Origin of the sequence: Amycolatopsis sp. H20-H5 (assembly GCF_035828755.1) — a bacterium.
Lineage (GTDB): Bacteria > Actinomycetota > Actinomycetes > Mycobacteriales > Pseudonocardiaceae > Amycolatopsis.
On record NZ_JAYMZS010000008.1, the window covers coordinates 119,486 to 132,079 of the forward strand.

At 66.6% G+C, this 12,594-nt stretch carries 11 protein-coding genes; 9 read left to right on the top strand and 2 right to left on the bottom strand.

Annotation, left to right across the window (positions count from 1 at the left end; genetic code table 11):
- Window positions 1–83 precede the first annotated feature (83 nt).
- From QMK34_RS06785 to QMK34_RS06800, 4 genes are all read left to right on the top strand, one after another.
- Window positions 84–1,340, top strand: coding sequence for a cryptochrome/photolyase family protein (locus QMK34_RS06785; protein WP_326412656.1), 1,257 nt, complete (start codon window positions 84–86; stop codon window positions 1,338–1,340).
- 71 nt (window positions 1,341–1,411) lie between these two features.
- Window positions 1,412–1,813, top strand: a complete 402-nt coding sequence (locus tag QMK34_RS06790) for a hypothetical protein (RefSeq protein ID WP_326412658.1) — start codon at window positions 1,412–1,414, stop codon at window positions 1,811–1,813.
- A 181-nt stretch (window positions 1,814–1,994) separates the two neighbouring features.
- Entirely contained in the window at window positions 1,995–2,264 is a 270-nt protein-coding gene (locus QMK34_RS06795) for a hypothetical protein (RefSeq protein WP_326412660.1), read from the top strand.
- A 373-nt stretch (window positions 2,265–2,637) separates the two neighbouring features.
- Complete coding sequence (locus QMK34_RS06800; protein WP_326412662.1) at window positions 2,638–2,868, top strand: response regulator transcription factor; 231 nt, start codon at window positions 2,638–2,640, stop codon at window positions 2,866–2,868.
- A gap of 998 nt (window positions 2,869–3,866) precedes the next feature.
- Here QMK34_RS06800 and QMK34_RS06805 read toward each other — a convergent pair.
- A complete protein-coding gene (locus QMK34_RS06805) occupies window positions 3,867–5,105 on the bottom strand; it encodes an extracellular catalytic domain type 1 short-chain-length polyhydroxyalkanoate depolymerase (protein WP_326412664.1) in 1,239 nt (412 codons plus the stop codon).
- A gap of 556 nt (window positions 5,106–5,661) precedes the next feature.
- Here QMK34_RS06805 and QMK34_RS06810 point away from each other — a divergent pair.
- The 5 genes from QMK34_RS06810 to QMK34_RS06830 all read left to right on the top strand — a co-directional run bounded on the left by QMK34_RS06810 (window position 5,662) and on the right by QMK34_RS06830 (window position 10,555).
- Window positions 5,662–6,618, top strand: coding sequence for a hypothetical protein (locus QMK34_RS06810; RefSeq protein ID WP_326412666.1), 957 nt, complete (start codon window positions 5,662–5,664; stop codon window positions 6,616–6,618).
- Between the two features lie 36 nt (window positions 6,619–6,654).
- Window positions 6,655–7,563, top strand: a complete 909-nt coding sequence (locus QMK34_RS06815) for a hypothetical protein (protein ID WP_326412668.1) — start codon at window positions 6,655–6,657, stop codon at window positions 7,561–7,563.
- Entirely contained in the window at window positions 7,560–7,982 is a 423-nt protein-coding gene (locus tag QMK34_RS06820) for a hypothetical protein (protein ID WP_326412670.1), read from the top strand. Before QMK34_RS06815 ends, QMK34_RS06820 begins: the two co-directional genes overlap by 4 nt.
- A gap of 27 nt (window positions 7,983–8,009) precedes the next feature.
- Window positions 8,010–10,088 carry an AMP-binding protein gene (locus QMK34_RS06825; protein WP_326412672.1) on the top strand — a complete coding sequence of 693 codons (2,079 nt, stop codon included), beginning with the start codon at window positions 8,010–8,012 and terminating at the stop codon, window positions 10,086–10,088.
- A gap of 263 nt (window positions 10,089–10,351) precedes the next feature.
- On the top strand, window positions 10,352–10,555 hold the full coding sequence (locus QMK34_RS06830) for a cold-shock protein (protein WP_326412674.1): 204 nt from the start codon (window positions 10,352–10,354) through the stop codon (window positions 10,553–10,555).
- Between the two features lie 855 nt (window positions 10,556–11,410).
- Here QMK34_RS06830 and QMK34_RS06835 read toward each other — a convergent pair.
- Window positions 11,411–12,493, bottom strand: a complete 1,083-nt coding sequence (locus QMK34_RS06835) for a nucleotide disphospho-sugar-binding domain-containing protein (RefSeq protein ID WP_326412675.1) — start codon at window positions 12,491–12,493, stop codon at window positions 11,411–11,413.
- Window positions 12,494–12,594 lie beyond the last annotated feature (101 nt).

A 12,594-nucleotide genomic window follows, 5' to 3' on the forward strand; every position in this document is an offset into this window, starting at 1 on the left:
CGGGTGCCGCCCGAGCGGGCAAGTCGCGGTCACAGAATGTCGCTGACGGGGCCGCAGGCCGACGACGGCCAACCGGGCATCGGTTGACGCTGATCGTCCGGGGAGATCGCGGCGGTCACCCAAGCGCGGATCTCGGGAAGACAAAAGGTGGACGGCGGGTCGAGCGGCTCAACGCGGCCTGCCTCAGGGCTCCGGTCTCTTCTGCGGCGCGATCAGCATGCCGAGGCGACCGGCCCCACGTCGTCGCGTTGAGTTGCGGCTCAAACACGATCGTGGTTCCGCACCCTGCGAACCGCGGCCGGAAAGGGCAAAATCCACTTGTGGAAGACGTAACGCCGTTGTGGCTGTTCGCCGATCAGCTGGGTCCGCACTTCCGTAGCGGCGCACTCACGAAGCGGCCAATTGTGCTGATCGAGTCCGCTCACGCTTTCGCCCACAAGCGGTATCACCGGCAGAAGCTGCACTTGGTGTTGGCCGGAATGCGCCAGCTCGCGGCCGACCTCGGGGATCGAGTCACCCTGATTCGCTCCGAAACCTACCGGAAGGGACTGCTCTCGTTCGGCAGGCCGGTCGTCGTCCACGAACCCGGATCACACGCGGCGGATCGGCTGGTGCGCCGCCTGCACGCCGACGGTCTGGTCGCCGAAATCCTGCCGACCGCGGGGTTCGCGCTGTCGAAGGCCGAATTCGCGCACTGGGCCCACGGTCGCCGGCGATTCGTCATGGAGGACTTCTACCGGGATCAGCGGCGGCGATTCGAAATCCTCATGGAGCCCGATGGCGAACCGGTCGGCGGACGATGGAATTTCGACCACGACAACCGGAAACCACCGCCCAAGCAGCGCACGCTACAGGTACCGAAACCGTGGCAGCCGCGGGAGAACGACATCGACGTCGACGTCCAGGCAGACCTTGACGCCCGAGTTCGCGACGGCACAGTCACGACGCTGGGTGTGGATGGCCCGCGGCAGTTCGCGGTCAGCCGTACCCAAGCACTCCGCGCACTCACGACGTTTCTCGATCACCGGCTCCCGACCTTTGGCCCGCACCAGGACGCGATTCTCGGCGAGGACTGGGCGATGTCGCACGCGTTGCTGTCGGTACCGCTCAATATGGGACTACTCAGCCCGCTCGAGGTCGTCGAGCAGGCTGAACGTCGCTACCGCGACGGCGCCGCGCCTTTAGCCAGTGTCGAGGGCTTCATCCGCCAGGTCCTCGGCTGGCGGGAGTGGGTATGGCACCTGTACTGGCACCTCGGCCCGGACTATCTCGACCGCAACCATCTGCTGGCCATGAGCCCCTCCCCCCGTGGTGGCTCGATGCCGAGCCGGACGCTGTGACCGCACGTTGCCTCAGTACGGCGTTGCGCGGGGTCCGGGAACGTGGATATGTCCACCACATCGAACGGTTGATGATCCTGGGCAACCACGCGTTGCAGCGCGGGTATCAGCCGCGCGAGCTGACCGAATGGTTCGCGACGGCGTTCGTCGACGGCTTCCCCTGGGTCATGCCCGCGAACGTGATCGGCATGAGCCAATACGCCGATGGCGGGATCGTGGGAACCAAGCCCTACGCAGCAGGCGGCGCCTATCTGAACCGCATGAGCGATCACTGCCGCGGCTGCGAGTTCGATCCGAAGAAACGTGTCGGCGCCGATGCCTGCCCGTTCACCGCCGGCTACTGGGCCTTCCTCGAACACAACGCGGACCGGCTTCGGGACAACCCACGGATGCGGCAGCCACTCAACAGTCTGGCCCGGTTGTCCGATGTGGACGCGGTGATCGACCAGGAGAAACGACGGCTGGACTTCTGATCGGCACGCTTTCCCCGCGTGTCAGGCGAGCCAGTAGCCCAGAGTATGGACCGACCCTCCGGGGGTCGGTCCGGCCGGACCGGGGGCATCCGGCCGTGGGCGACAGGATGCGCGTCGATCATGATGTCACCTGGCAACGGGCTGTGGCTCCCACTTGCAGTGGGAACCACCTGAGCGGGCGGTGACCGTCGCAGACCGCCAGCGCGTCGCTGGGCTGGGAGTGCCGGTTGTCAACGCCGTGAACGACTCCTCTCTGCTGCGGCGGGCGGCCACCCTGGGGGCAGGCGGCCGCTACCCCCCGCGGGTTGATCAGGTCGTGGACTTTCCACGACTGCGCGAGGTCCACGAGCGCGCCGAGGCGGGAAGAGCCAGCGGCAAGACCGTGGTACGTGTCGGCGACCGCGCCCGTCGCTTGGCCAGCCTGCCCACACTCGACACCATTCTGCCGTGACTTCGGTAACTGCAGTTCGGGCGAATGATTCATCGACGATGGTCTTGTCGTCGGCGAACGCGGCGACCAAGGCCGGTAGGGCGAGGTTGTTGACCGCTCGGGGATAGCCGCGGCTGGTTGGGTGGATCAGCGCGGCGGCCTCGTCGGAGAACAGGGTGTCCGACCGTCCAGCGAGGCCGAGGTGGTGACCCAGGTAGCTGCCGGTTTCCTCGGATGTCATGGGTGGCATGGCGTAGCGCAGCCCGATGCGCTGGTCCAGCGCGGCGAGAGCACCCATTTTCATGGTGAGCATCCTGATCGACTCGAGCCGCTCCCCTGCCCACCACCCGGCGCAGTCGCCGGACCTCGAAACTCGCCAGGCGGTTCTCGACCTATGCCCGGCCGCCAGCAACAGGCGCAAGCCGCACTGGAACGACTCACCGACCGCGAACGGGAAGTCGTCATCGCTGTCGGCCAGGGCAAAACGAACACGGAAATCGCGGATGATATCTATATCAGCTCCGCCACGGCAAAGGCCCATGCATCGAAGCTAGTGACCAAACTGCAGGTGAACAACCGCACTCAGATTGCCCTACTCGCTCATGACGCGTATCCGGATCGCTGAGAGGGCGTCCGGAAACTGATGTCATGCCATCCAGTTTGGCGCCCAGGGCCGCGTGACTGACGAGGACTTTCACACGGCCTGTTCTGGTGAAGGGGACTTTTGCGAGGTTGAGTGGAGGGAAGTCCCCTTCGGTCGCGACCCCAGGTTTGCCGTGTGCCCTGATGGGAGCCTTCACGGCGTTTAACGCTGTCATGGTGGCCTTCAGGGGCACGCATGAAACGGTCGTGGCGGTATGAAACGGGCGAATGGGCAGACTTTCCGTCCTTTGTGGAGGGTAGGCGGCTTCGAAGGCCAGGCGCCCGAGGCTTCGAGCGGCGACTACGCTCGCTGTCCTGGTCGCCCTGACGGTGTCCGGGCTGGTCGCGCCGGCACCGTCGGCCTTTCCTCAGCTACCGAGCCGTCGAGGACTATGTGCTCGTACCCCGCCTCGACGAAGCTTGACGAAACGCCCAACTGGTGCCCACAGCATGTTCTCGTGCGGACCTCCGTACGGAACGTCGCCAGGACGGATGACTAGACACAAAACCACGCGACTGATCGCGGCGGCAGACACCAACGCGGACAGCCGCAGTGCCCCTGATTGGCCCACCTATCCCAGGCGGGCAAGGGCGCGGGCGAATGCACTCGAGCTGCTCGACCAGGTAGAGCTGGCCGATCGAGCGGGCCAGCGCCCGGCCCGGCTCTCCGGCGGAATGGCGATCGCCCGGTCGCTGGTACGCGGCCCACGCTCATGCCCTTCGACGAACCTCACCCCGGCCACGTCCGCGAACTCCTCGGCAGCTTCCCGAACCTGCCCTGCGCCCCTACGAGGTCAGCACCGCCGTCAACAACCCCGCGGCAGCGGGAGCAGGGCCTCGATCAAGGTCTCGGGTACTCCCCAGAGACCGAGCCCGCCGACGGCCAACCGAGGTGCTGACGACGATGCTGGCCGCTGCGGGCTTCACGACCGGTCGACCGTCCATACAGGAGCCATTTCCCGACGGGTTTGGTTTCCGGCTTCAGCATTGGCCGTCGGCCAAGGTCCAGCTGTCCACCGCGTCCTGGCGGAGGACGTGGGTGATCCACGTGTTCCACAACCCCATGTCCTGATTCGAACCGTTCGCGTAGGCCTCCCCGCCGGACTGATGGGCTCGCCCGGCTTGAACGTGGACGTAATTCGTCGCTGTTACGCATTGCCCGGCCGGTGTGGTGGGCGGTGCCGTGGTCGAACTCGGCGGGATGGTGATGCCGCCGTCGAGCCCGAAGAATACGCCGGTGTAGTAGCTGGAACAGATCGCTTGAAGGAAGTACGCGGCGGTGCTGCCGCATTGGGTCTCTCCGGTGCCAGGGTCGACGGCGGTGCCGTGGCCCATTCCGGCGATCGAGTAGAGCTGCACTTTCGTCGTGCCCGTGCGGTCGGCGTAGGAGGTGAGTGTGGTCCCGGCGGGCAGCGTTCGGGTGCTGGTCGGGGTTGGGGAGATGCCGTGGACGGCGGTCCACTGGTCGCGCAGTTCGGTGCCGTTGACCGGGTAGACGACGTAATCCGAGGCGCCCTGCCAGATCGCTACCCGGGGGCGGGGGCCGGTATAGCCCGGTGCCTGCGCGTTGGCTCTCGCCGCCCACTGCGCCGGGGTGAGGTTCTGCTTGTTCTGCTGGCAGTTGGTCGCCTGGATCTGGGTGGTCGCGCACTGCGCGGGCAGCCCGGAGTCGATGCCGCCCGCGGCGAAGACGTCCGGGTACGCGGCGAGCAGATCGGCCGTCATGGCGCCGCCCGCGGACAGCCCGGTGACGTAGACCTTCGCCGTGTCGGATCCGTGGTCGGCGACCGCCTTGTCCACCATGGACTTGATGGAAGCCGCTTCGCCCTGTCCGCGCGTGTCGTCAGCGGTGGAGAACCAGTTGAAGCACCGCAACGAGTTGTTGGCGCTGGACTGCTGGGGGAACACCACTTCGAACTTCCACCGGTCGGCCAGTGCGGGCCACCCCGCGTGCGTGTAGTAGTCCGACGCGGTCTGGGTGCACCCATGCAGGGCGACGACCACGGGACGGCCCGTGGCAAGCCCTGACGGGGTGTAGGTGTACATGGACAACGCGCCGGGGTTGGGGCCAAACGAGCCCACCGGCACCAAAGCCGAGGCAGGCGGGTCCGTGGCGCCAGCCGAACCGGCGGGCGTCGCCGGGACCACGAGGGTCGCGGCCGTTACGAGCCCGGCTAGTGCGGCGGTGAGGCGTGCTAGAGCGTGGACACGTCGTGTCATGCGCATGTGGGTTCCTTCTCGCCGTTGAGAGGGGTCGCTGCGGGGGTTCGGTCAGGATAAAGCCATCCGGCTGGCCTGGATATCGGGCGTGACCACATGTAGACCTCGCTCACTATGGTGGCTGGCACTGTAGTAACGCGAGAGCTGGCCAGAAAACGCGAACGTGAGCATTATTCGTTCTTATGGCACGTGCCGACGATGTCCAAGTTACGGTACCGAAAGTTACGCGACCAAAACCTACGACACCGTAACTGACGTTAGTAGGTTGCCTCATGCCGGTGAGGTCTGTACCTTTCTGCCTTGCCCTACGGTCCCACTCCCCACCGAGTGCTTCGGACCCGTGATATGCCTGCATGGCAAGACCTTTCAGTGCATCCGCGCTGAACGACGGACCGACGGCCAGGCTTCGACCGCAGTGTCGAACCGGGTCCCTCGGTGCTGGAATAAACAGGCACTGTGGACAGCGGCAAATCCGTGAGCGCTATTCGACTTTCAGGAGGAAATGATGGTTCTCCATGCGAAAAAACTGACGAGAAAACGTACGGCGCTCAGATCCGTGTCCGTGTGCGCCGGGCTTGTCCTGGCCGTCGTCGCCGCGTCTGTACCGGCCGCGACCGCTCAGCCAAACTCGTCGCAGGGGTCCTGGAGTTCCGACTTCTCTGTTCTCGAAGCGGGCAGTTCCCATATCTCGGTCGCCAGCGGAGTCGCCACTATCAGCGAGCTGACCGCGACCACCGCATCCTCGCGCAGCGGCAGCAGCGTCGGTATCGCACTGTTCGCTCCCCGGCGGCTGTCCGCGCCCGTCACCGGTGCCACCGCGATGGTGGACGTCTCGGCCGCCCGCGATTCCGGGGCCGCGGTGGACGTGCGGGGCCGGCGGGCCGACGGGACCTGGGGTGAATGGATCGAAGCGAGCGGCCAAGTGCCCGCCACGTTCACCGAGCCGACGTCGCTGGTCCAGACACGGGTGTTTCTCACGGCAGAGCGTGGCAGTCCCGGCCCCGCGGTGAGGAACGTCCGGGTGAACACCTCGACCTCCGGGAACGCGGCCGTCGGGCAGGCAGCTCCCTCGGCGGTGACCTATCGGGTGTTCGCCACCCGGGAGGGGCTGGTCGGCGGCACCACCGCCAACGGTCACGTCATCGCACCGCGCGATCACTTCGTGGCGCTGCCGTCGCGGCGAGGGCTGTCGGCCAACGGCAGCCGGACCTACAGCGTCCGGGTCTGCACGCCCGGCGGACGCTGTGAAACTGCCCCGGTCTGGGACGTCGGCCCGTGGAACACCACCGACGACTACTGGAATCCCTCAGTCACCAGGCAGAGCTGGAAAAACCTACCGCAGGGGCAGCCGGAAGCCCAAGCCGCGTACCAGAACGGGTTCAACGGCGGCCGGGACGAATTCGGCCGCACCGTGGCCAATCCCGCGGGCATCGACCTGGCCGACGGGACGTTCTACGACGGACTCGGCCTGCGCGACAACGCCTTCGTCACCGTCACCTACCTGTGGACCTGACCCGTCGGCATTCTTCAGAACACGGAGATCACCATCATGAGAATCCCGACACTGGCGGCAGCGGTGTTGACCGCGCTCGCAGTCGTGATGGTTGTCCCGCCGGGCACAGCCGCGACCGGCGGGCTCACCCAGCAACCGATCCGGTACGGCACCGCTGGCAACGGAAATCCGCAGACCACTGACTGCACGGTCTCGGTGCACCCCGGCAGTTCGATCACCTCGGCCATTTCCGGCGCGAACGCGGGCTCGGTGATCTGCGTTGGCCCGGGTGACTACACCGACCAGCTGGTGAACCTGGACAGGGCCGGTGTCACCGTACGGTCGACCGGCGCCGGCCGGATCAAAGGTGCCTCGGTCCACGGCAAGGGCGCGATGCTGGACGGTTTCACCGTAGTCGGCGGCGACTACAACGCGCCGACGTCAGGCATCGTCTTCGGTGGTGATGGCATCAAGATCGTCAACAACCTGGTCAACGGCGGCAAGCTCATCTATGGCATCTCGTGCGAACGCGGTGCCTGCGACAACGGCCTGGTCTCCCGCAACACGGTCACCGGCATCGAGAGCATCGGCATGGTCATCGACGACGGCACCGGCACTGTCGTGGAACGCAACAACATCTACGACCTGCACAAGGACCGGTCCGGGCAGGGATACGACGTCGACGGTATCCGTTTCTGGGGCAGGCACGTGTTCCGTTACAACTACATCCACGATATCAACGAGTTCGCCAGCAAGGACAACCCCACACCGACTGTTTTCAGACCTACAACAACGGCACCCGCTCGTCAGGCACGCTCATCGAGAACAACTACTGCCTGCGGATTTCCCGGCAGTGCCTCATCGCGCAGAACAACAGCGCCCGCACCTACGAGATCCGGGACATCACCTTCCGCGACAACGTTTGTGAGACCTACGACAGCCAAGGCATCAACCTCGGCAGCATGAGCGGGGTGGTGATCGAGAACAACCTGCTGCTCAGCGGATTCAGGTTCCAGATCATCAACCTCGAGGAGCAGGCCGCCAAACTCGCCAACACCGACACCACGGTCCGCAACAACGTCCTGGTTCGCGCCGAAGCGAAAGCCACCACGTACCGGCGCTCCGGCAAGAGCACCAATGAGCACTTCTCAGCTAACCTCGAACTCCTCGACACCAGCGTCAACCAGCGCGACACCGTCTTCAACGGCAGCAGAGGACCTTACGGCGCACTGACGCCACAGGACTTCACCGACTACCGCGCCTACGCCTGCGCCCGCGACATCGTCGACAAGGGCGCCGCGGGCACCCCCTCGTCGACCGACGTCGACGGCAACCCTCGCGTGCTGGGCCGAGCTGTCGACCTCGGCCCGTTCGAGATCCGCTGAGCGGACCCCTTCGGACAGGAGGACTCCATGCGAGATGACGTGCTCGAGGCGGCCGTTGTGCTTGAGCACCCGGTGGAGCTCGTGTGGCAGCTGGTCGCCGCTCCCGAGCTCTACTCCAGGTTCGTCACCGAAGTCAGCTCGTGCGCGCCTCTGCACGACGAGCGTTCCCGGCAGTACCTGATGTGCTTCACCGGGCCTGGGAAGACGGTGGTGGAACAACGGGTGCGGGCGGTGGTGCGGCGCACCGACCAGCTGCTCGTGTGGGGTACCGCACGAGCAGCGCGTCCCTGGGTGGCGATCGAGGTGCACGCGCTGACCGCCACCCGAACCCGGCTCGCCGTGCGGCTGGCGATGGCGGACACCAACACGGTGCTGCTCGCTTCGTTGACCGGCCACGAGATCGCCACGTGGCTTCGCGACGCGGCCACCCGGATGAGTCACTACCTCGGTACCCCGGCGGCCGCCGGTCACGTCGGTGGCCGCTTCCGCCGCGGTACGCCACTGCTCGGCGCTGCGCGCGTTCTCGCGAAGGCCGTGGTGTTCACGCCTGGCCGACCGGACAGGCTGTCGCGCCAGTTGCTCGCACTGTCGCGCTGGGGATTGACCGTCGCCGGCGGCTACCGCGCGTCGGCGGTCCGCGCGCCTCAGACGCTGGCGCTGCGCGACGAGAACAGGGACCTGACCTTCGCCGAGACCGAGCAACGATCCACCAGGCTCGCCGGTGCCCTGGCGAGCAGGGGAATCCGCGAGGGACATCGGGTCGCCCTGATGTGCCGCAACCACAGCGGCATGGTCGAAGCGATGATCGCCTGCGGCAAGCTCGGCGCCGACGTGGTGCTGGTCAACAACGGCCTGTCCCGAACCATGGCCGAGAAAGTCGTCGGCAAGCACCGCCCGGCGGCGGTGCTGCTCGACGACGAGTTCTTCCCCGTGCTCGGCCGGCTGGCCGGGACGACCGTCGGAGTCAGCACCTGGACCGAACGATCGACCGGCTACCCTCGTCCCACGGGGTCACAGACGATTGACGACCTGATCGCCGAAGCTACCGCGATGCCGCCTCGGCGGGTGCGACGCCAGGGCCGCATCATCGTCCTCACCTCCGGAACCACGGGAATGCCCAAGGGAGCGCGCCGCCCGAACCCCCGGAGCCTCAGCGCGGCAAGCGGCATCCTGAGCAGGATCCCGCTGCGGGTGGATGAACGGCTCTTTGTCGCGGCACCCCTGTTCCACACCTGGGGCCTCGCCGGTCTGCAAATCGGCATGCCACTGCGGGCCACCCTGTCGCTGGCCCGATACTTCGACCCCGAAGACGCCCTGCGCACCGTGGCCGAAGACCGGTGCACCGCGATGTTCACGATCCCGATCATGCTGCAGCGCATCCTGGAACTGCCGCCACACGTCCGCGACCGGTACGACACGTCCAGCCTGCGGATCGTCGCCAGCAGTGGTTCCGCGATCCCCGCGTCGGTCGTCACCGCTTTCATGGACGAGTTCGGCGACATCCTCTACAACCTCTACGGCACCACCGAAGTGTCGTCGGCCAGCATCGCCGACCCCGCCGATCTCCGCGCGGCGCCCACCACCGCGGGCCGATGCCCCACGGGCACCCGCATCAGCGTCATCGACTCCGGGGACAAACAGGTCCCGACGGGCGTGGACGGACGCATCTTCGTCGGCAACGAAATGGTGTTCGACGGCTACACCGGCGGCACCACCCTGCCCACCGTGGACGGCCTCACACCGACAGGGGACCGTGGCCACCTCGACGCGGCCGGCCGGCTGTTCGTGTCGGGGCGGGAAGACGAGATGATCGTCTCCGGCGGGGAGAACGTCTATCCCCGGCCCGTCGAGGACGTCATCCACGCCCTGCCGCAGGTCAGCGAGGTCGCCGTACTCGGCGTGCCCGATACCGAGTACGGGCAGCGCCTCGCGGCGTACGTCGTCCTGCGCCCGGGCGCCGCACTCGACCCTGATGGCGTCCGGCTCCACGTTCACCATCGAATCGCCAGGTTCGCGGTCCCCCGCGACATCTACTTCGTTCCCTACCTGCCCCGCAACGCCACCGGCAAAGTCTTGAAAACGGTGCTTCGAGACGACTTGTGGTAGCGCGGGCGGACAGCTGCCGGTCACGACTGAGCCGGAACGAGAAGGACTCTTTACGCGGGTCCCCCACTTAGCGCGACCGACAGGGCCGGCACGACGCGACCGGACACATCGAGCACGGCGCCAATCCCCCGCGGCGCGACTTCCCGCCGCCTCCGCAGGCACCCGCACTTCCAGCCCAAGTGTGCCCCACAGCGTCCGGCAAGGGTCTAGCATGACAGGCGGTATTCACGTGATCATCAGTTCAGCTATAGGGAGTTCCAGGCATGGCTCAGGGCAGTGTGAAGTGGTTCAACGGCGAAAAAGGTTTCGGTTTTATCGCTCAGGACGGTGGCGGTCCTGACGTGTTCGTGCACTACTCGGAGATCCAGGGTACCGGCTTCAAGTCCCTGGACGAAGGACAGCGCGTGGAATTCGAGATCGGCCAGGGGCAGAAGGGCCCGCAGGCCCAGGGCGTTCACGCCATCTGAGCAACCCGCGACGGAGCCGGCCGCACAACCGGACAAGCTGTGGCCGCTCCGTCGTGGTTACCTTCTTCCATCATCATCAATGGCACGAAACGCCAGTCTATGAACGTCAAGTGCGTCCTTTCTCAGCGGTGCAACTCCTGAGCGTGACGAGCAGGTACGCAACCTGTCATCGGTCGATTCCCCCATTGCTCGCGCGCATCAACATTCGGCTGTCGCGCTGCGCGATACCCACGCAGGGGCACGATCAGTTGACAAGAACCTCGTCCACGAACCGGTCGATCATGCCCTGCAGGGCGACACCGCGGCGTTCCGGCTGCCGGGTGGGTGGCGGGCAGGAACCCGCCAATCGGCATGATCAGGGTCGAGGCGTCCAGCGCGGTGGAACCGAAACTTTGGCTCGATCGGCGCGGCTTCCGCGCAGCGATGTCTACGACCGGTGACCTACCAGAACTGGCCGGCGGAACTCCTTCCGCGCGAAGAGCGGACGTTGGCCTCCTCGTCCTTCGTCATCGCGGAAACACTCGTACGTCCAGCGCGATTCATCAGCACCGGCCTGGTGTCGCCAGAAGATTGCCATGCCCGGTCAGTTGCCGGGTACAGCAGCCCGGACAACAGAACAACCCGGCTGGGTCCCCGCACCACCGGTGTCAGCGATGGTTCGTCGGTTCTCAGGCACCCTCACTGACCCCCAAGACAATCCGGTCAGACTCGGCCCATTCCGATGGAGCCCGCGAGCCCGGCGCATCCTGGATGACGCTGAAAATCGCAAGCCCCGGCACAGGTCGAGCATCATGGCACGGCGGCGTTGTTCTCAGCGTGTCGCCCTGGGGTCACGACGGTGGCGCCCAGGGGCGGCTACCGGGTCAGGGCGGTGATGTCGTCGACGATGCGTGCCGGGGAGGGCAGTGCGGCGATCTCGGCACTGACCTCACGCGCGCGACTGCGCAGTTTCTCCTCGCCGAGCAGGTGCTCCAGCAACCGGGCGTCGAGTTCCTCCTCCTCGGCACAGATCCCCGCGCCGGTGTTGTGCACGGCGTTGCCGTTGATGTGCCGGTCGGCACCGCTGGGCAACACCAGCTGCGGCAGGCCGGCGACCAGCGCGCCCAGGGTGGAACCCGATCCGCCGTGGTGCACCAGCGCCGAACTGACGCGCAGCAAGGCAGGCAACGGGATCCAGCCCGCGACCTGCACGTTCGGCGGCAACGTGCCGAGGCCGCTGGTGTCCGCGTCGCCCAGGGCGATCACGAAGTCGGCGTCGATGCCCCCGGCGGCGTCGATGATTCGTTCGACGGGGCCGAGGCCGGTCGTGCTCGGGGCCACGGTGCCGAGGGTGACAGCGATCCGGGGCCTGCCGCCGCGCTCTCGCAGCAGCCACGGTGGCAGGACAGTCCCGCCGCCGTAGGGCACGTAGCGCATCGACCAGCCGGTCGGCCGCTCGGTGAGCAGGCTCGGCGGGGCGACGTCGATGTGCGCGGTGCGGCCGGGCAGGGTGTCCACACCGTGCCGCGCGAAGGCCGCGCCCATGTTCTCGCGCAGCAGGTCGTGCACATCACCGCTCCTGGCGAGGCCGAAACCGTGATCCACCAGGGGAATGCCGAGTTTGCTCGCCGCGACCAGGCCGGAGCCCTGGGTCGTGGACTGCACGATGACGTCGGGCTGCCACTGCTCGGCGGCCTGGACGACTCCGTCGACCAGCAGGTCCGCGATTCTCGCGAACTGGGGAATGACGGCGCGCAGATCGGTCAGCCTGGCGGCCAGCATTTCCGCGACGAGTTCCGGCTGTTCGCGCCGCATCTTGTCGAACTGCGCGCCCATGTCGAAACCGGGAGCCACATCGACCACCGGCAGACCTGCCCGCGCGGCCACCAGCGCCGCGCCCGCGGTGGCCACCAGAACCTCGTGTCCTGCCGCGCGCAGCGCCCAGGCCAGCGGGATCATCGGGAAAATATGCCCAATTCCAGGCGTGGACACGACCAGTACGCGCACGGGAACCCTCCAGATATTAGAGAACGAAACGTTCACTAAGCCCAAGGTAGTGT

Excerpts from the sequence above, each read along its gene's own strand:
- QMK34_RS06790 (WP_326412658.1), top strand. The coding sequence starts at position 1,412 with ATGATCCTGGGCAACCACGCGTTGCAGCGCGGGTATCAGCCGCGCGAG.
- QMK34_RS06800 (WP_326412662.1), top strand. The coding sequence starts at position 2,638 with ATGCCCGGCCGCCAGCAACAGGCGCAAGCCGCACTGGAACGACTCACC.
- QMK34_RS06805 (WP_326412664.1), bottom strand. The coding sequence starts at position 5,105 with ATGACACGACGTGTCCACGCTCTAGCACGCCTCACCGCCGCACTAGCC.
- QMK34_RS06815 (WP_326412668.1), top strand. The coding sequence starts at position 6,655 with ATGAGAATCCCGACACTGGCGGCAGCGGTGTTGACCGCGCTCGCAGTC.
- QMK34_RS06820 (WP_326412670.1), top strand. The coding sequence starts at position 7,560 with ATGAGCGGGGTGGTGATCGAGAACAACCTGCTGCTCAGCGGATTCAGG.
- QMK34_RS06825 (WP_326412672.1), top strand. The coding sequence starts at position 8,010 with ATGCGAGATGACGTGCTCGAGGCGGCCGTTGTGCTTGAGCACCCGGTG.
- QMK34_RS06830 (WP_326412674.1), top strand. The coding sequence starts at position 10,352 with ATGGCTCAGGGCAGTGTGAAGTGGTTCAACGGCGAAAAAGGTTTCGGT.
- QMK34_RS06835 (WP_326412675.1), bottom strand. The coding sequence starts at position 12,493 with ATGATCCCGCTGGCCTGGGCGCTGCGCGCGGCAGGACACGAGGTTCTG.